Raw genomic sequence first — 16,792 nt, forward strand, 5'->3', positions numbered from 1 at the left:
CTGGAGCCATGGGCGGCATCGAATTCCTTAAGGGCCACGGCACACAGAACGACTTCGTGCTGCTGCCCGACCCGTCCGGCCGGCTCGACCTCACCCCGGCCCGGGTGGCCGCGCTGTGCGACCGGCAGCGAGGGCTGGGCGCGGACGGCGTGCTGCGCGTCGTGCGGTCCGGAGAGGCGGGCCTGGAGTCCGCGGGCGAGTGGTTCATGGACTACCGCAACGCCGACGGCTCGATCGCGGAGATGTGCGGCAACGGCGTGCGCGTGTTCGCGCGGTACCTGGTCGAAGCGGGCCTGGCCGAGGCGGGCGAGTTCATCGTCGGCACCCGCGCGGGCGACCGCCCGGTGGTGGTCCACCCGGACCGCACCGTGACCGTCCACATGGGACCCGCGACGATTACCGGCACCTCGGTGACGGTGGTGGCGGGCCGCCCGTTCTCCGGCGTGGCCGTGGACGTGGGCAACCCGCACCTGGTCTCGGTCCTCGACGACGACGTGGCCGACCTGGACCTGGAGCACCAGCCCGACTTCGACCACGATTACTTCCCCGCCGGGGTGAACCTCGAGTTCGTCAACCTGCTGGGTGAAGGCGCGCTGCGGATGCGCGTCCACGAGCGCGGCGTGGGGGAGACGCGCGCCTGCGGCACCGGCACGGTCGCCGCCGTGGCCGCCGCCCTGCACCTCGCGGGCACCGACACGGGCTCCTCGACGGTCGACATCCCGGGCGGCCGCGTGACCGTCACCGTGGCCCGCGGCGCATCCACCCTGACCGGCCCCGCGGAAATCGTCGCCCGCGGCGAACTCGACGAAGCCTGGTGGGCCGCCGCCGGCGCGTGAAGCGCCCCAATGCCACATTTGGTTGCGTTCAACGCACCCAATGTGGCGTTGGTTGCGTTGAACGCACCGAACGCCACATTGGGGCGCATCGAGCGGGGCGACCGCCGTCAGCCGATCGTCACCTCGACCGCCAGCTCACCGTCGCCAGGGCGGGTGCTGACCGACGCGACCGTGCCCGCTGTGCGGATGTCCGCCTCGATGTCGCCGAAACCGGTGAGCACCTCGGGCGGCGCGGTCACCGTCAGGGATTCCACGCCGGCGCGCATCGACACCTTCGCGTCGGTCTTCGCGCGCCGCACCGCCGCGATCACCGAACCGGCCAGCGTGAGCAGCGCCGGGTCGCCCTCGGTGGGCGCCGGAACCGGCCACGGCGCGCGGTGCACCGAGCCCTCCTGCCACCACGACCAGACCTCCTCCGTCGCGTATGGCAGGAACGGCGCGAACAGCCGGACCACCGCCGAAAGCGTCGTGGCCAGCGCCGCCCGCGCGGATTGCGCCGCCGCCTCGCCGCGGTCGCCGTACGCGCGGCCCTTCACCAGTTCCACGTAGTCGTCGCAGAACGTCCAGAAGAACGTCTCGCTCTGCTGCAGCGCCCGCGCGTAGTCGAGCGCCTCGAACGCCGCCGTCGCCTCCGTGACGACCGACGAAAGCGCCGCCAGCACCGCGCGGTCCAGCGGCTCCGACGCCACCGCGTCCGGCGAAGGCAGCCCGAGGCCGAGCACGAACCGGCTCACGTTGAGCAGCTTCGTCGCCAGCCGGCGGCCCACCTTCATCTGGCCCTCGTCCACGGCCGTGTCGACGCCGGGCCGCGCGCTCGCCGCCCAGTAGCGCACCGCGTCCGAGCCGTACTTCTCCAGCAGGTCGGCGGGAGTGACGACGTTGCCGACCGACTTCGACATCTTCTTGCGGTCCGGGTCGAGCACCCAGCCGGAGATCGCCGCCCGGCGCCACGGCAGCACGCCCTCCTCCAGTTCCGCGCGCACGGCCGTGGAGAACAGCCAGGTGCGGATGATCTCGTGTGCCTGCGGCCGCAGGTCGTACGGGAACACGCGGCGGAACAGGTCGTCGTCCAGGGTCCAGCGCCCGGCGATCTGCGGGGTGAGCGACGACGTCGCCCAGGTGTCCATCACGTCCACCTCGGCGGTGAAGCCGCCCGGCACGTCACGCTGGTCCGCGGTGTAGCCGGGCGGCACGTCGGTGCTCGGGTCGACCGGCAGGCTCGAATCGTCCGGTACCAGCACGGCGTCGTGGTCCGGCTCGCCGTGCGCGTCGAGCGGGTACCAGAGGGGGATCGGCACGCCGAAGAACCGCTGCCGGCTGATCAGCCAGTCGCTCGTCAGGCCCTCGACCCAGCCGCGGTAGCGGACCTGCATGTGCGGCGGCACCCACTGCAGTTCGGCGCCGCGGTCGAGCATCCGCGCGCGCAGCTGCTCGTCACGGCCGCCGTTGCGGATGTACCACTGGCGGCTGGTGACGATCTCGAGCGGCCGGTCGCCCTTCTCGTAGAACTTCACCGGGTGCGTGATCGGCCGCGGATCGCCGCGCAGCGCGCCCTTGTCCCGCAACAGGTCCACGAGAATCTGCCGTCCCGTGTGGACAGTCTTGCCCGCCAGCGGCGCGTACGCCTCCGCCGGCACGTCGCGCGGCGGCTCGGGCAGGAACCGGCCGTCGCGCCCGAGCACCGGCCGCGTCTCCAGCTGCAACGCGCGCCACCACGTCACGTCCGTGGTGTCGCCGAAGGTGCACACCATCGCGATGCCGGTGCCCTTCTCGGGATCGGCGAGGTGGTGCGCGCGCACCGGGACCTCGACGCCGAACACCGGCGTCCGCACGGTTTTCCCGAACAGCGGCTGGTACCGCTCGTCGTCCGGGTGCGCGACGAGCGCGACGCACGCGGGCAGCAGCTCCGGGCGCGTGGTGGAGATGAGCACCTCGGCGTCCTCGCCGGTGTGGAACACCAGGTCGTGGTATGCGCCGGGGCGCTCGCGGTCCTCCAGCTCCGCCTGCGCGACGGCGGTGCGGAAGGTGACGTCCCAGAGCGTCGGCGCCTCGGACTGGTAAGCCTCGCCGCGCGCCAGGTTGCGCAGGAAAGCGCGTTGCGAGATCTGCGTCGTCGCCGGGTCGATGGTCTGGTACGCCGTGCTCCAGTCGACCGAGAGCCCGATCCGGCGCCAGACGTCCTCGAACACCTTCTCGTCGGTTTCCGAAAGCTCCTGGCACAGCTCGACGAAATTGCGCCGTGACACGGGAATCGCGTTCTTGCCCGGCTTCTCCGGGGGCCGGAAGCCCGGTTCGTACGGCAGCGAAGGCTCACAGCGCACGCCGAAGTGGTTCTGCACGCGGCGTTCGGTCGGCAGGCCGTTGTCGTCCCAGCCGATCGGGTAGAACACCTCGCGCCCGCGCATCCGCTGGTACCGCGCGACGAGATCGGTGTGGGTGTAGGAGAACACGTGCCCGATGTGCAGCGAACCGCTCGCCGTCAGCGGCGGGGTGTCGATCGAATAGACGTCTTCACGCCGCTTTTCGCGATCGAACCGGTAGACGCTGCCGTTCTCCCATACCGGTACCCACTTGGCCTCCAGACCGTCGACACCGACTTTGTCCGGGACTCGTGGGCTGGGGCTGGGAGTTGCGTTCATGGGCCAACTCTAGGCGGGCGCCAGATCGCCTTTCTCCGAGACCGGGAGATCCCGCATCCGCCGCAACGGCGAGCAGAGCACCCACAGCGCGCCGCAGAGTTCGCCGATCACGGCGATCCACAGCGCGCCGGTCAGCCCGACGGTCTCGCCGAGCGCCCCGCCCAGCAGCCCGCCCAGCGGCATCGCGCCCCACACCACGAACCGCACGCTCGCGTTCATCCGGCCCAGCAGCCGGTCCGGCGTGATGGCCTGGCGGTACGAGACCTGCGCGACGTTGTAGAGGATCACGCCGAACCCGGCCGCGGCCAGGCCGAAGTCCGCCAGCGCCAGCCGCCAGCCGGGGCCGGCCAGCGGCACGAGCAGGTTGCCCGGCCAGACCAGCAGCGGGACCAGCCAGATCGACCGCGCCTGGCCGACCCGGCGGATGATCGCGCCCGAGCACAGCGCGGCGAGGATGCCGCCGATGCCGCCGACAGCCAGCAACACCCCGACCGCCGCCGGCGGCAGCCCGGCCGTGCGGGTCAGGAACAGCACCTGCACGGCCTGCGCGGCGGCGCCGAACAGGTTCGCGGTGGCGGTGCAGGCGACGATCGCGCGCAGCGGCTTGTCGGCGAAGACGAACCGCAGGCCTTCGAGGATCTGCGACACCAGGCGCTCGTGGCCGGTGCGCTCCGGCACGGTCTCGACGGTGCGGATCCGCCACAGGCACAGCGCGGAGGCCAGGTAGCCGAGCCCGGTCGTGAGCACGGTGCTGGCCGCGCCGATGACCTGGACCAGCACGCCGGCCGCGCTCGGCCCGGCGATCTGCGCGGTGGACTGGACGGCCTGCAGCTTCGCGTTGCCCTCCAGCAGATGTTCGCGGCCGACCAGCGCCGGCAGGTACGCCTGGTACGCGACGTCGAAGAACACGGTCGCGAAACCGGTCAGCAGCACCACGATGAGCAGTTGCCCCATCGTCAGCACCCCGGTCCACCAGGCCACCGGGATGCTCAGCATCAGCACGGCGCGCACCAGATCGGCGGTCAGCATCACCGGACGGCGCGGCAGCCGGTCCACCCACACGCCGGCGGGCAGCCCGAGCAGCAGGAAGCCGAGCGTCTCGGCCATGGTCAGCAGGCCCATCTCGAACGGCGTGGCCGCGAGCGTCACCGCCGCCAGCAGCGGGACGGCCGTGATCCCGACGAACATGCCGAGCTGGCTCGCGGTGTCCCCGGCCCACAGCCGGCGGAAGTCCGCGTGGAAGAAGAGCGAATCCCTACTCACCCGAAAGAGTGTTATCAAGTGATTGGATAGTGTCAATCACTTAACCCCTTAGGCTGGAGCCGTGCCCACCCGACGACGTCCCTCGACGGAGGCCGAGGCCGCCGCGCTCGCGTCCGGAATACGCCTGCGCATCATCCGGTTGACCTCCTTCGAGGCCATGACCAACAAGGAGCTGGCCGAGCGGCTCGGCCGCGACCCGGCGACCACGCTGCACCACGTGCGCAGGCTGGTGGACACAGGTTTCCTCGCCCCGCAGGAGCCGCGCCGGGGCACGCGCGGCGCGAAGGAGATCCCGTACCTCTCGACCGGGCTGTCCTGGCTGCTCGACAACAGCGCCGCGCCGGTCGGCCAGGCGATGCTCGAGGCCTACCTGGCCGAATTCGCCGAGGCCGAGCCGGGCGAGGTGGACTCCTCGCGGCTCGTCTTCCAGGTCCCGCCCCCGGACGTCGAGGAGTTCAAGGAGCGGCTCGGCGAGCTGCTGGAGGAGTTCCGCCACCGCCCCGACGCACCGGGCCAGGGACGCACCGCGGTCTACGTTTCGATCTATCCGAGCAGGTAAACCACTCGGCCCCCGCGGGGAATCGTGGGAGCATGGAGGCACGATGACAGAACTGACACATGAAGACCACTACGAGGAAGACCCGTCCACCGGCGAGATGGAGCTCGAGGACCGCGCCTCGCTCCGCCGGGTCGCGGGACTGTCCACCGAGCTCGCGGACGTCACCGAGGTCGAGTACCGGCAGCTGCGGCTGGAGCGGGTCGTCTTGGTCGGCGTGTGGGCCGAGGGCACGGCCGAGCAGAACGACGCCTCCCTGGCGGAGCTGGCCCGGCTGGCCGAAACCGCGGGCTCCGAGGTGCTCGAAGGCCTGGTCCAACGGCGTGTGCAGCCGGACCCGGCCACGTACATCGGCTCCGGCAAGGTGCGGGAGCTGCGCGACGTGGTGATCGCGACCGGCGCCGACACGGTGATCTGCGACGGGGAGCTCTCGCCCGGCCAGCTGCGCCAGCTCGAGGAGAAGGTCAAGGTCAAGGTGATCGACCGGACCGCCCTGATCCTCGACATCTTCGCGCAGCACGCCAGCTCCAAGGAGGGCAAGGCGCAGGTCGAGCTGGCCCAGCTGCAGTACCTGATCCCGCGGCTGCGCGGCTGGGGCGCGTCGCTGTCCCGGCAGGGCGGTGGCCGCGCCGGCGGCGCGAACGGCGGCGTGGGCCTGCGCGGTCCCGGTGAGACCAAGCTGGAGACCGACCGCCGGCGGATCAACAAGCGCGTGTCCAAGCTGCGCCGCGAGATCGCCGCGATGGACACCATCCGCGAGACCAAGCGCGGCCGGCGCGTGGCCAACGAGGTGCCCAGCGTGGCCATCGTCGGCTACACCAACGCCGGCAAGTCGAGCCTGCTCAACGCGCTGACCGGCGCGGGCGTGCTGGTCGAGGACGCGCTGTTCGCCACCCTGGACCCGACCACCCGGCGGGCGCAGACGGCGGACGGGCGCACGTTCACCCTCACCGACACCGTCGGCTTCGTGCGGCACCTGCCGCACCAGCTGGTCGACGCGTTCCGCTCGACGCTGGAGGAGGCGGCCGACGCCGACCTGCTCGTGCACGTGGTGGACGGCTCCGACCCGGCGCCCGAGGACCAGGTGAACGCCGTGCGCGAGGTGCTCGCCGAGATCACCCGCTCCCGCAAGGAGCCGCTCCCGCCGGAGCTGCTCGTGATCAACAAGGCCGACGCGGCCGACCAGGTCACCCTGGCCCGGCTGCGGCACCAGCTGGCCGGCTCCGTGCTGGTCTCCGCGCGCACCGGCGCCGGGATCCCGGAGCTGGCCGAGGTGCTGGCCGACCGGCTCCCGCGCCCGGAGGTCGTGGTCGAGGCGCTCGTCCCGTACACGCGGGGTGAGCTCGTGGCCCGCGCCCACAAGGACGGCGAGGTGCTGGAAGAGGAGCACGTCGAAGACGGCACGCGGGTGCTCGTGCGGGTCCACCCGGACCTCGCGGCCGCGCTGCGCCGGTTCGAGACCAACTCCTCACCCCGCTGACGCGTCCTCCGTAGTGTGCGGCTGAATCCGGCCGCGCACTACGGAGGTGAGCTGGTGCGTGTCGTCCTTGCTGCGACGGCGTTTCTCCTGCTGATCGGCGCCCTGCCCGCCTCGGCCGCGGCACTGCCCGCGCCCGAAACGCTGTGCCGGGTGACCGATCCGCGGATCACCGAGCTTTCCGGGCTGGTCTCCGACGGCACCCACTGGTACGCGATCAACGACGGCGGCACCAAGGTCCAGGTGTACGTGCTGGACCGGTCGTGCGCGGTGCAGAAGGTGCTGTCGGCGAGCGCTGATCCGTACGACGTCGAGGACCTCGCCCGCGCGGCCGACGGAACGTTGTGGCTCTCGGACACCGGTGACAACAGCAACAAACGGGCCACCGTCGCGCTGCTGGAGCTGAAGCCGTCCGGGGGAAGCGTGACGCTGCACCGGCTGACCTACCCGGATGGGCCGCACGACACCGAAGCCCTGCTGCTCGACCGGTCCGGCACGCCGTACCTGATCACCAAGGACATCCTGGGCGACGCGAAGGTGTACCGCCCGAACGGCCCGCTCGCGACACCCGGCCCGACTCCGCTGGAGCAGGTCGGCACGGTCACCATCCACAGCACGGACACGAAGGGCGGCCCGGTGGGCGCCTTCGGCTCGGTGCTGGTGACGGGCGGAGCGACCAACGCCGACGGCACCGTGGTCGCGCTGCGCACGTACACCGACGCTTACCTGTACGCGGCTCCGGACGGCGATGTCGCCGCGGCGCTGAAGGGCAGTCCCGTCCGGGTGCCCCTGGCGGGGGAGAAACAGGGCGAGGCGATGGCTTTCGAGCCTGACGGCAGCCTGTTGTCGGCCGGGGAAGGGGTTGGCCAGCCCGTTCGCTCGGTGAAGAACGCCGTCTCGCTGGTTTCCGCGGCCGGTGGCTCACCTGCCGGGGCGCCCCAGGCCGCGGCCGATTCTTCGCCCGGCGGGGGAGTTCCGGCTCTGCCCGCCGCGGTGCTGGCGGTCGTGGTGGTCTTCGGCGGCTGGCTGCTGCTGCGCAAGCTGCGCCGCCGCTGACGTCGTTCGCCGCTGACTTCGTTCGGCGCCGGTTCTGTCCACTGAGGACAACCGGCCCGTCGGCGGTCGGCCGTGCGTTCCACGATGGCTTGACGCGGCGGCCCCGGCGCCGTCCCCCAGAGACGGGCGCCGGTTCCGGCCGCACCTCCGTCCCGCGGGCGCGAACGAGGCCGGGCTGCTCGTCGTCACCGCGTGGCCGGAGGCCTGCTTCGAAAAGCGCTGTCAGAGGCGGCGCAGGACCGCGACGACCTTGCCCAGGATCGTGGCGTCGTCGCCGGGGATCGGTTCGTACGCGTCGTTGTGCGGCATCAGCCAGATGTGGCCGTCCTTGCGCTTGAACGTCTTCACCGTGGCCTCGCCGTCGATCATCGCCGCGACGATCTCGCCGTTGTCGGCCGTCGGCTGCTGGCGGACGACCACCCAGTCGCCGTTGGTGATGGCCGCGTCGACCATCGAATCGCCGGTGACGCTCAGCAGGAACAGCTCGCCCTCGCCGACGATTTCGCGCGGCAGCGGGAAAACGTCCTCGATGGCCTGTTCCGCCAGCACCGGCCCGCCCGCGGCGATCCGGCCCACCAGCGGCACGTACGCCGCCTTCGGCATGGACGGCTGCTGGTCGATGTCGATGCCCATCGGGTTGTCGTCGGTGGTCGACAGCACGCCGACCGCGCGCGGGCGGTTCGCGTCCCGGCGCAGATAACCCTTGCGCTGCAACGCGCGCAGCTGGTGCGACACCGAGGAGGTCGAGGTGAGCCCGACCGCCTCGCCGATCTCCCGGACGCTCGGCGGGTAGCCGAACCGGCTCACCCAGGTCCGGATCACGTCCAGCACCTGCTGCTGACGCACGGTGAGCGTCTCGTCCACGTCGTAGACCTCGGGAAGGGCGCTCACCTTGCCCGGGCCACCGGGCGTGGTGCCCGCCTTGCTCTCCTTGGCCACTGCGTATCCTCCAGCCGTCCCACGGCCGCCTTGGGGGCGGCCGCGCGTTCCGCGTGCGCCGGCCGGCACCCGCTGCTGCGGGCACGCTCGCCGACGACATCTGCCCGGCAGATGTCCTGGTGACCGACGTTAGCCGTCAGTAACGACGATTTCAAACATCTGTTCGATCGACACGCCGTGTCCTCTCGATTTTGTCGGTGCGGGGTGGTAGACCTTCGCACGGGCGTTCGATAGAACGCCTGTTCGACCTCAGTCCCATCGGCGCCGGTGAGAGCGCCGCGTGGGGCCGGGACCGAACCGAGCAGCAGGTCACGAGGAGGTTCGCCATGTCGATCCTGGCCGACCGCGGGCTGGTCCGCCCGCTTCGCCCCGTCCGTCAGGTCGCCCCTGCCCGCCGCGACACCGTGCCGGGCCCGTCCGCCCCGGCGCGAGTGGCGCGCGAGCGCCGCGGCGAGCCGCTGCGGCCGCCGACCCGCGCGCGTGTCGTCGCGGGCCGCAAGGGCACCGCCGCCGCGTGCGCCGAGGCGCGCCGCCCCGCCGTCCGCTGGCCGTGGCTGCTCGCCATCGCCGCCGCTGCCTGCCTGGTGGTCACCGCCCTGGGTGTCTTCGGCGCGGGCACACCGGGTGCCGCGGTCCCGTCCCGCACGGCCTCGGTCTCGGTCGAACAGGGCGACACCCTGTCCGCGATCGCCGCCCGCTTCGCCCCCGGCAGCGACCAAGACGCCGTGGTGACCCGCATCAAACAACTCAACAACCTCGACGGCGCCGTCCTGACCCCAGGCCTGCCCCTCACGGTCCCGATCGCCGGCGACGGCACCGGTCTGGGCTCCTGACTTTCCCGCCTCCGCAACCACGCGGCGGCTGCAGCGAATGCGGCGGTTTGCAGTGGATGCGCACGGGTGTGGGCTGTGGGCTGATCTGGGTGGACCGGAGGCGTGGGCTTATCGGCCGCATGCCATCGCCGCCGTCGTGGCGGCGAAGGCGGCCAGTGGCGCGAAGGTGGCCGGTGGAGGAGAAAGGTTGCCATGGTGCGAGCAGCTGTGCTGAACGTGGCCTGGCGGTGGAGCTGGGTCAGGCGACCGGTGCAGGCCAGCCCAGCGCTTGGCAGCGACACGAGTCCGGTGACCGACGCGGGCGGGCCCTGCACTCGGTGCGAGCGAGTCCGGCGCTCGGTGCAAGTGAGCCGGGCGCTTGGTGGACGTCGGCGACGCTCCGGATGACTACCCGGACTGGACCACTTGGGTCGGCCCGGACCTCTCGAGTCCCGGCGTGTCTCCCTGAGTCGAGTTGATCGTGTCTTCTCTGGGGCAGGTTGATGGAGTCGGGTTGATGCCCGCCGCTCCGCGGTCCCGGCCCCGGCGCAGCCCGGGACGCCTCGTGCTCCCGCTCTGAGTCGTAGTCGCTTGCTGTTTCAGTGGCCCTGACGCGGCACCCCGTGACAGCCCGGATCGGCCTGTTCACCGGCCAGGTCCAGCCGTCGTCACCCTGTGGGGTCCTTCTTGCTTCGCCGCTTGCGCCCGGCTCCGGGGAGATCTATGGTCAGCCCCTATATCTAGTAGTTACACCGCTGTAGTTGGTCCACAGGTAGGGGTAGACTCGGTAGCAGTTGTCCACAGCTGACCGGCGTTCACCCACCGGCTGTCCACATGTCGATCACCAGGCACGGGGCCGTGCGGGGGGATCGGGGCCCAGGCCGTAGCGTGGCGGCAGGGGCCGGGCGGCGAAGGAATCGGCCGGTGCGGAGGGGAAGGTGATCGGCGGATGAGGTGCCCGTTCTGCCGGCATGCGGACTCTCGGGTGGTCGACTCCCGAGAGGTGGATGAGGGTCAGGCGATCCGGCGGCGGCGCTCGTGCGCGCAGTGCGGCCGGCGCTTCACCACGTCGGAGACGATGGTGCTGGCCGTCGTCAAGCGGTCCGGCGTCACCGAGCAGTTCAGCCGGGACAAGGTCGTGAACGGCGTCCGCCGGGCGTGCCAGGGCCGGCCGGTCGACGACGACGCGCTGCAGAAGCTCGCGCAGCGCGTGGAGGAGTCGATCCGCTCCGCCGGGCTGGCGGAGATCCCGAGTCACGAGGTCGGCCTGGCGATCCTGGGCCCGCTGCGTGAGCTCGACGGGGTCGCGTACCTCCGGTTCGCCAGCGTCTACCGCTCGTTCTCCTCGGTCGAGGACTTCGAGAAGGAGATCTCCGACCTGCGTCAGGCCATGGCGGGTGCTGCTGCGGAAGAAGAAGGCGAGCGCGCCGAAGGCGATTGAAAGTCGCCGGCTGCGCGCGGGAGTAAGGGGACGAGACCCGATGACCGAAACCGTGGGAACCGGCGCAGCGACGACCGGGCGGAGCAAGAAGAAGTCCGGTGGCGGCGGGCTGACCGTCGAGCGGGTCTTCACCACCGACGGCGTGCACCCGTACGACGAAGTCGCCTGGGAGCAGCGCGACGTCGTGATGACCAACTGGCGCGACGGCAGCGTGAACTTCGAGCAGCGCGGGGTCGAGTTCCCCGAGTCCTGGTCGGTCAACGCCACCAACATCGTCACCAGCAAGTACTTCCGCGGCGCGGTCGGCTCGCCGCAGCGCGAGAGCAGCCTCAAGCAGCTCATCGACCGCGTGGTGAAGACCTACGTCAAGGCCGCGGCCGAGCACTCCTACTTCGCTACGCCGGCCGACCTCGAGGTCTTCGAGCACGAGCTCACCTGGATGCTGCTGCACCAGGTCTTCAGCTTCAACTCGCCGGTCTGGTTCAACGTCGGCACGGCGTCGAAGCAGCAGGTGTCCGCCTGCTTCATCCTCGCCGTCGACGACACGATGGAGTCGATCCTCAACTGGTACCGCGAGGAGGGCCTGATCTTCAAGGGCGGCTCCGGCGCGGGCCTCAACCTCTCCCGCATCCGCTCCTCGAAGGAACTGCTGACTTCCGGCGGCACCGCGTCCGGCCCGGTGTCGTTCATGCGCGGCGCCGACGCGTCCGCGGGCACGATCAAGTCCGGCGGCGCCACGCGGCGCGCGGCGAAGATGGTCGTGCTCGACGTCGACCACCCGGACATCGAGGAGTTCATCCAGACCAAGGCGCGTGAAGAGGCGAAGATCAGGGTCCTGCGCGACGCCGGGTTCGACATGGACCTCTCCGGCGCCGACATCTCCTCGGTGCAGTACCAGAACGCGAACAATTCGGTCCGCGTCTCCGACGAGTTCATGCAGGCGGTCGAGACCGAGGGGCAGTTCGCCCTGCGCGCCCGGCTCACCGGCGAGGAGATCGAGCGCCTCGACGCGAAGAAGCTGTTCCGCACCATGGCGCAGGCGGCGTGGGAGTGCGCCGACCCCGGCATCCAGTACGACGGCACGATCAACGACTGGCACACCTGCCCGGAGTCCGGCCGGATCACCGCGTCCAACCCGTGCAGCGAGTACATGCACCTGGACAACTCCAGCTGCAACCTGGCGTCGCTGAACCTGCTGAAGTTCGTCTCGGCCGAGGGCACCTTCGACGCGCCGCTGTTCGCGAAGGCCGTCGAGTTCGTCATCACCGCGATGGACGTCTCGATCTGCTTCGCCGACTTCCCGACCGAGCCGATCGGCGAGACCACCCGCAAGTTCCGCCAGCTGGGCATCGGGTACGCGAACCTCGGCGCCCTGCTGATGGCGCTGGGCCACGCGTACGACTCCGAAGGCGGCCGCGCGCTCGCGGCGTCGATCACCTCGCTGATGACCGGGGTGTCCTACCGGCGTTCGGCCGAGCTGGCCAAGGCCGTCGGCCCGTACGAGGGTTACGCCCGCAACGCCGAGGCGCACCAGCGCGTGATGCGCAAGCACGCGGCGGCGAACGAGCTGGTCCGCACGCACCACTCGAACGACGCTGCGGTCCGCGCGCTGGCGAGCGAGGAATGGCGGCGCGGCAACGAATTGGGCGAGCGGCACGGCTGGCGCAACGCGCAGGCCTCGGTGCTCGCGCCCACCGGCACCATCGGCTTCATGATGGACTGCGACACCACGGGCATCGAGCCGGACTTCTCGTTGGTGAAGTTCAAGAAGCTGGTCGGCGGCGGCTCGATGCAGATCGTCAACCAGACGGTGCCGCGCGCGCTCCAGGTGCTGGGCTACCAGGAGGAGCAGATCGAGGCGATCGTCGAGTACGTGGCGCAGCGCGGCCACGTGGTCGACGCGCCGGGCCTGCGCCCCGAGCACTACGAGGTGTTCGACTGCGCGGTCGGCGAGCGCTCCATCGCGCCGATGGGCCACGTCCGGATGATGGCCGCGGTGCAGCCGTTCCTGTCCGGCGCCATCTCCAAGACGGTGAACATGCCGGAGTCGGCCACCGTCGAAGAGGTCGAGGAGATCTACTTCCAGGGCTGGAAGCTGGGCCTCAAGGCGCTCGCCATCTACCGCGACAACTGCAAGGTCGGCCAGCCGCTCTCCACCGGCAAGAAGAAGGAGGAGGCGGCCGAGACCGAGGCCGGGAAGGTCGTCGAGTACCGCCCGGTGCGCCGCCGCCTGCCGAAGAAGCGCCCGAGCCAGACGGTGTCCTTCACCGTCGGCGGAGCCGAGGGCTACCTGCACGCCGGCTCGTACCCGGACGACGGCCTCGGCGAGATCTTCGTCAAGCTCGGCAAGCAGGGCTCCACCCTGTCGGGCGTGATGGACGCCTTCTCGATGTCGATCTCGGTGGGCCTGCAGTACGGCATCCCGCTGGAGTTCTACGTCTCGAAGTTCTCCAACCTGCGTTTCGAGCCGGCGGGCATGACCGACGACCCGGACATCCGGATCGCCACCAGCGTGATGGACTACCTGTTCCGCCGCCTGGCCCTGGACTACCTGCCGTACGAAAAGCGTTCACAGCTCGGCATCTTCACCGCCGACGAGCGCTCGGCCGAGGTCGAGGCGAGCTACGGCGGGCAGAGCGTGGACGTGGAAGCCTTGCGCTCCAGCGTCGAATCCTCGACGGCGGCGTCCACTTCGGACTCTTCCCCGCGTGAGGTCCAGAGCACGGCCGAGCTGATGGAACTCCACCTGGGCAAGGCCGCGGACGCGCCGCTGTGCATGACCTGCGGCACCAAGATGCGTCCCGCGGGCTCCTGCTACGCCTGCGAAGGCTGCGGCGCCACCTCGGGTTGCAGCTGAGCGTGAGCACCTGCGATAGGTGAACTGGCTGGTCGGAGCCGGGGCGGCGGTTGCTGCCCCGGCTCTGTCATGTCCGCTCAACGCGCCTCCAAGTACGTCACGTACTTGACGTACTTGCGGGGAGGGGGCATCCTGGTGAGGATCACCGGGAGGCTGACATGTCTGCTGTCCACTACGACAGCTACACAGATGCGCGCGCACATCTGAAGGACTTGCTCGACGCCGCCGAGAAGGGGCGGGTCGCCACAGTCCGGCGTGACTCCGCGACCACCGCGGTGGTGGATGTCGAACGGCTACGCCACTTCCTCGCGTCGATCGTTCCCTCACACGCCCAGGTCGTCCCGGAGGCCGGTGGCTGGTCGGTGTTCATTCCGGGGCTGCCGGTGGCTGCGGACGGCTCGTCGTTCGACGAGGCGGTCGACGAGATGGTCGACGCCCTGCGGGAGTACGCGCAGGATTGGCAGGAGCGCCTGCTGGATGCCCCGAACCACCGGGACAACTGGGGATTGGTGCAGCTGATCAGCTTCAGCGACGACGGGCAACTGCGTGACTGGCTGGTCGGTGCCGCGCGGTGACTTCGCAGCCGCAGCCGACCCGCAAGGATCACGAGACGTTCTGTCAGACGGAGGAATGGCGCCGGGTCCGCGACGCTCGCGGGCGGACCGGAACGCACCACGTCACGTACGAACTCGATCTGGCCGACAGCAGGATTCTGCGCACGCGCATCTCGCACCCGGTGGACCGCAGCGACTACGGGCCGGGTATCTGGAAGCACATCCTGCGCGATCAGCTCGAAGTGACGGAACCGGTGTTCTGGTCCTGCGTGCAGGACGGCATCAAACCGGCTCGCGGCGTGCCTGAGCCGCCGCCGGGGGCCCTGCCCGCGGACCTCGTGCACCTGCTGATCTCCCGTGTCGGCGTCGACGAGGCCGAGGTGGCCGGGATGAGCAAGGGCGAGGCGGTGGCCAGGCTTCAGAGCTACTGGACCGAGGGCGCCTGATCAGGCGGCAACGTCTGGCTGTGCGGCGTCCGAGCGGGGGCTGACCCCACCGGGAAAAGGCGTGCTGCCCGGATGTCCCCGTTGATCTTGGTCGCGAAAGCTGAGGGTGTCCGTATCCCCGAATGAAGGGACACCCTCGGTGTTCAACCTGAAGTCCGCGCCCCGACGCGTGGTGAGTGCCGCCGCGGTGGCGGTTGCCGGTGTGGCGTGCGCGAGCCTGGTGACGGCCGGCAGTGCCGAAGCCATCGTCAACGGGCAGGACTCCACGCAGCGCTACTCGTTCATGGCCTCGATCCCGGAGACGGTGAACGGGACCGGGCAGCACGGCGTTTGCGGCGCGTCCCTGATCGACCCCCAATGGGTGGTGACGGCCGGGCACTGCGTCGACCCGAGCCTGGTGACGCCGGACGGCACGGTCCGCGTCGGCAGTGAGTTCCGGTCCTCCGGGGGCACCGTCCGCCGCATCGCGAAGATGGTGACGAGCCCCGGTTACCGGCTGACTGGCGAGAAACCGTACAACCAGAACGACATCGCGCTGATCAAGCTCGACCGGCCGGTCGCCGAGCAGCCCGTTCGCCCGGCCGTCTGGCCCGGTGCGCCCGGCACTCCGACCCGGCTCCTCGGCTTCGGCACCGTCGTCGACACCAACGACGTCACCAAGGCCGTGTACGCGGAACGGCTCCAGCAACTCGACACACGCCGGGGCGCCGACGCCGAGTGCGGTCCCGGGTACGCGGGTTGGAGCCGGTTGTGCACGATCAGCCCGAAGCCGGATGCCATGGCGTGCATCGGGGATTCCGGCGGCCCGCAGATCCGGCGCGGCTTCGACGGGCAGTGGGAACTGATCGGGACCACCTCGGGCCCCGGCAGCCCCCGTCCGACCTGCGCGGGCGGGCCGGGCCTGTACAGCAACGTTTCCGCGTTCTCGGACTGGATCCGGCGGACGATCCACGCGGGGTGAAGGGCGCGTCAGCCGCGGCGGCGGGTCTCGCGCAGTTTCCGGTCGGTGGTCGTGGTCGTGCTGAGCGTCCGGGTCGCCGCGATGCCGAGCACCGTCGTCGCGCCCGCCGCTCGGGCGGCTCGGGCGACGCCGGCCATGGTCGAACCGGTTTGGTAGAGGTCGTCGACAATCAGGACGGTTTCGCCGGCCAGGTCCTCCTTGACCCGGTAGCCGCCGAGCAGGCCGGCGCGTTCCGCCGTGGTCATCTGTTTCGCGGGCTTCCGTTTGGCGGCAACCGGTTCGACGCCGACCCGGGGCCGGCCGAGCTGCTCGGCGACGCCTGCTCCGAGCAGGACGCTCGCCGAGGGGCCGGGCTCGTGGCCGGGGACCAGGAGGACCTTGCCGGCGCTGAGGAACCACTCGTGCTGGAGGATCGCGTCGACGAGCGCGGTGCAGAGCTTCTGGCCGGCTTCGTCGACCTCCTGTTGCGGGAGATCGCGATGTTCGTCGTAGCGCTTCACCCGGCGGACCCATTCGCCCGTCTCGGTGAGCTGTGACCCGGTGCCGTCGGCGGACTCCCGGTAGAAGTCCAAGGCGAGCGCGGCGTCGAGCGAGGCCCGGTGCTGGATTTCGATGACGTAGACGTCGGTGAGCAGGTCCAGCAGCTCGGCCAGGTTCGAGGGTGGCTCGAAGTCGAGCCGGACCCGCTGCGGCCACTGGCGATCGCCGGCCGCGGGCCGGACGGCCCGGGCGCGGGGGAGGGCCCCGACGATGTGCCGGGTGGTCTCCTCGGAGCCGCGGAGGTTCAGGAACCAGGCGGTCGACGATTGTTCGAGCTCGTACGCGTGGAGCCGGTTCGCGCGGTCGTCCGCCTGGTAGTCGGTGGAAGAGTCCTTCATGCGATCACCCCCGGCACAGACCCTCCCACAGGCCCCCACCGGATCTCCACACTTTCCCCGCCGCAAAGCCACATCGA

14 protein-coding genes are annotated in these 16,792 nt (G+C 70.7%); 10 read left to right on the forward strand and 4 right to left on the reverse strand.

What is annotated here, in order from left to right; all coding sequences use genetic code 11:
- Positions 1–8 precede the first annotated feature (8 nt).
- A complete protein-coding gene (dapF, locus tag OG371_RS29300; protein WP_329058519.1) occupies positions 9–836 on the forward strand; it encodes a diaminopimelate epimerase in 828 nt (275 codons plus the stop codon).
- 107 nt (positions 837–943) lie between these two features.
- Here the strand turns inward: dapF and valS are convergent, their stop codons facing one another.
- Entirely contained in the window at positions 944–3,475 is a 2,532-nt protein-coding gene (gene valS / locus OG371_RS29305) for a valine--tRNA ligase (RefSeq protein WP_329058520.1), read from the reverse strand.
- A gap of 9 nt (positions 3,476–3,484) precedes the next feature.
- Positions 3,485–4,738 (reverse strand): MFS transporter, encoded by a 1,254-nt coding sequence (locus tag OG371_RS29310; RefSeq protein WP_329058522.1) that lies wholly within the window; start codon positions 4,736–4,738, stop codon positions 3,485–3,487.
- Between the two features lie 61 nt (positions 4,739–4,799).
- On the opposite strand from OG371_RS29310, the gene OG371_RS29315 reads away from it, so the two are divergent.
- The 3 genes from OG371_RS29315 to OG371_RS29325 are packed head-to-tail and all read left to right on the forward strand — an operon-like array spanning position 4,800 to position 7,827.
- Complete coding sequence (locus tag OG371_RS29315; RefSeq protein ID WP_329058523.1) at positions 4,800–5,297, forward strand: ArsR/SmtB family transcription factor; 498 nt, start codon at positions 4,800–4,802, stop codon at positions 5,295–5,297.
- Positions 5,298–5,340: 43 nt separating this feature from the next.
- Positions 5,341–6,774: a GTPase HflX gene (gene hflX / locus OG371_RS29320; RefSeq protein WP_329058525.1), complete on the forward strand. Its 1,434-nt coding sequence runs from the start codon at positions 5,341–5,343 to the stop codon at positions 6,772–6,774.
- 54 nt (positions 6,775–6,828) lie between these two features.
- Positions 6,829–7,827: a hypothetical protein gene (locus OG371_RS29325; RefSeq protein WP_329058527.1), complete on the forward strand. Its 999-nt coding sequence runs from the start codon at positions 6,829–6,831 to the stop codon at positions 7,825–7,827.
- A gap of 222 nt (positions 7,828–8,049) precedes the next feature.
- On the opposite strand, the gene lexA is transcribed toward OG371_RS29325, so the two are convergent.
- The gene (lexA, locus tag OG371_RS29330) at positions 8,050–8,766 is read right to left on the reverse strand and encodes a transcriptional repressor LexA (protein ID WP_329058529.1); all 717 of its coding nucleotides are present in this window, start codon (positions 8,764–8,766) and stop codon (positions 8,050–8,052) included.
- A gap of 326 nt (positions 8,767–9,092) precedes the next feature.
- Between lexA and OG371_RS29335 the strand changes: the two genes are divergently transcribed.
- The 6 genes from OG371_RS29335 to OG371_RS29360 all read left to right on the forward strand — a co-directional run bounded on the left by OG371_RS29335 (position 9,093) and on the right by OG371_RS29360 (position 15,837).
- The gene (locus OG371_RS29335) at positions 9,093–9,599 is read left to right on the forward strand and encodes a LysM peptidoglycan-binding domain-containing protein (protein ID WP_329058531.1); all 507 of its coding nucleotides are present in this window, start codon (positions 9,093–9,095) and stop codon (positions 9,597–9,599) included.
- A 928-nt stretch (positions 9,600–10,527) separates the two neighbouring features.
- Positions 10,528–11,019: a transcriptional regulator NrdR gene (gene nrdR / locus OG371_RS29340; RefSeq protein ID WP_091617686.1), complete on the forward strand. Its 492-nt coding sequence runs from the start codon at positions 10,528–10,530 to the stop codon at positions 11,017–11,019.
- 40 nt (positions 11,020–11,059) lie between these two features.
- Complete coding sequence (locus OG371_RS29345) at positions 11,060–13,876, forward strand: vitamin B12-dependent ribonucleotide reductase (protein WP_329058533.1); 2,817 nt, start codon at positions 11,060–11,062, stop codon at positions 13,874–13,876.
- Between the two features lie 158 nt (positions 13,877–14,034).
- The gene (locus OG371_RS29350) at positions 14,035–14,451 is read left to right on the forward strand and encodes a type II toxin-antitoxin system HicB family antitoxin (RefSeq protein WP_329058535.1); all 417 of its coding nucleotides are present in this window, start codon (positions 14,035–14,037) and stop codon (positions 14,449–14,451) included.
- Positions 14,448–14,876, forward strand: coding sequence for a cytotoxic translational repressor of toxin-antitoxin stability system (locus tag OG371_RS29355; protein ID WP_329058537.1), 429 nt, complete (start codon positions 14,448–14,450; stop codon positions 14,874–14,876). Before OG371_RS29350 ends, OG371_RS29355 begins: the two co-directional genes overlap by 4 nt.
- A 139-nt stretch (positions 14,877–15,015) precedes the next feature.
- The gene (locus tag OG371_RS29360; RefSeq protein ID WP_329058539.1) at positions 15,016–15,837 is read left to right on the forward strand and encodes a S1 family peptidase; all 822 of its coding nucleotides are present in this window, start codon (positions 15,016–15,018) and stop codon (positions 15,835–15,837) included.
- Between the two features lie 8 nt (positions 15,838–15,845).
- Here the strand turns inward: OG371_RS29360 and OG371_RS29365 are convergent, their stop codons facing one another.
- A complete protein-coding gene (locus OG371_RS29365) occupies positions 15,846–16,715 on the reverse strand; it encodes a phosphoribosyltransferase (protein WP_329058541.1) in 870 nt (289 codons plus the stop codon).
- Between the last annotated feature and the right edge of the window lie 77 nt (positions 16,716–16,792).

This window comes from Amycolatopsis sp. NBC_01480, from assembly GCF_036227205.1.
In the GTDB taxonomy this organism is placed as follows: Bacteria; Actinomycetota; Actinomycetes; order Mycobacteriales; family Pseudonocardiaceae; genus Amycolatopsis.

Excerpts from the sequence above, each read along its gene's own strand:
- OG371_RS29345 (WP_329058533.1), top strand. The coding sequence starts at position 11,060 with ATGACCGAAACCGTGGGAACCGGCGCAGCGACGACCGGGCGGAGCAAG.
- dapF (WP_329058519.1), top strand. The coding sequence starts at position 9 with ATGGGCGGCATCGAATTCCTTAAGGGCCACGGCACACAGAACGACTTC.
- OG371_RS29335 (WP_329058531.1), top strand. The coding sequence starts at position 9,093 with ATGTCGATCCTGGCCGACCGCGGGCTGGTCCGCCCGCTTCGCCCCGTC.
- nrdR (WP_091617686.1), top strand. The coding sequence starts at position 10,528 with ATGAGGTGCCCGTTCTGCCGGCATGCGGACTCTCGGGTGGTCGACTCC.
- OG371_RS29365 (WP_329058541.1), bottom strand. The coding sequence starts at position 16,715 with ATGAAGGACTCTTCCACCGACTACCAGGCGGACGACCGCGCGAACCGG.
- OG371_RS29350 (WP_329058535.1), top strand. The coding sequence starts at position 14,035 with ATGTCTGCTGTCCACTACGACAGCTACACAGATGCGCGCGCACATCTG.
- valS (WP_329058520.1), bottom strand. The coding sequence starts at position 3,475 with ATGAACGCAACTCCCAGCCCCAGCCCACGAGTCCCGGACAAAGTCGGT.
- hflX (WP_329058525.1), top strand. The coding sequence starts at position 5,341 with ATGACAGAACTGACACATGAAGACCACTACGAGGAAGACCCGTCCACC.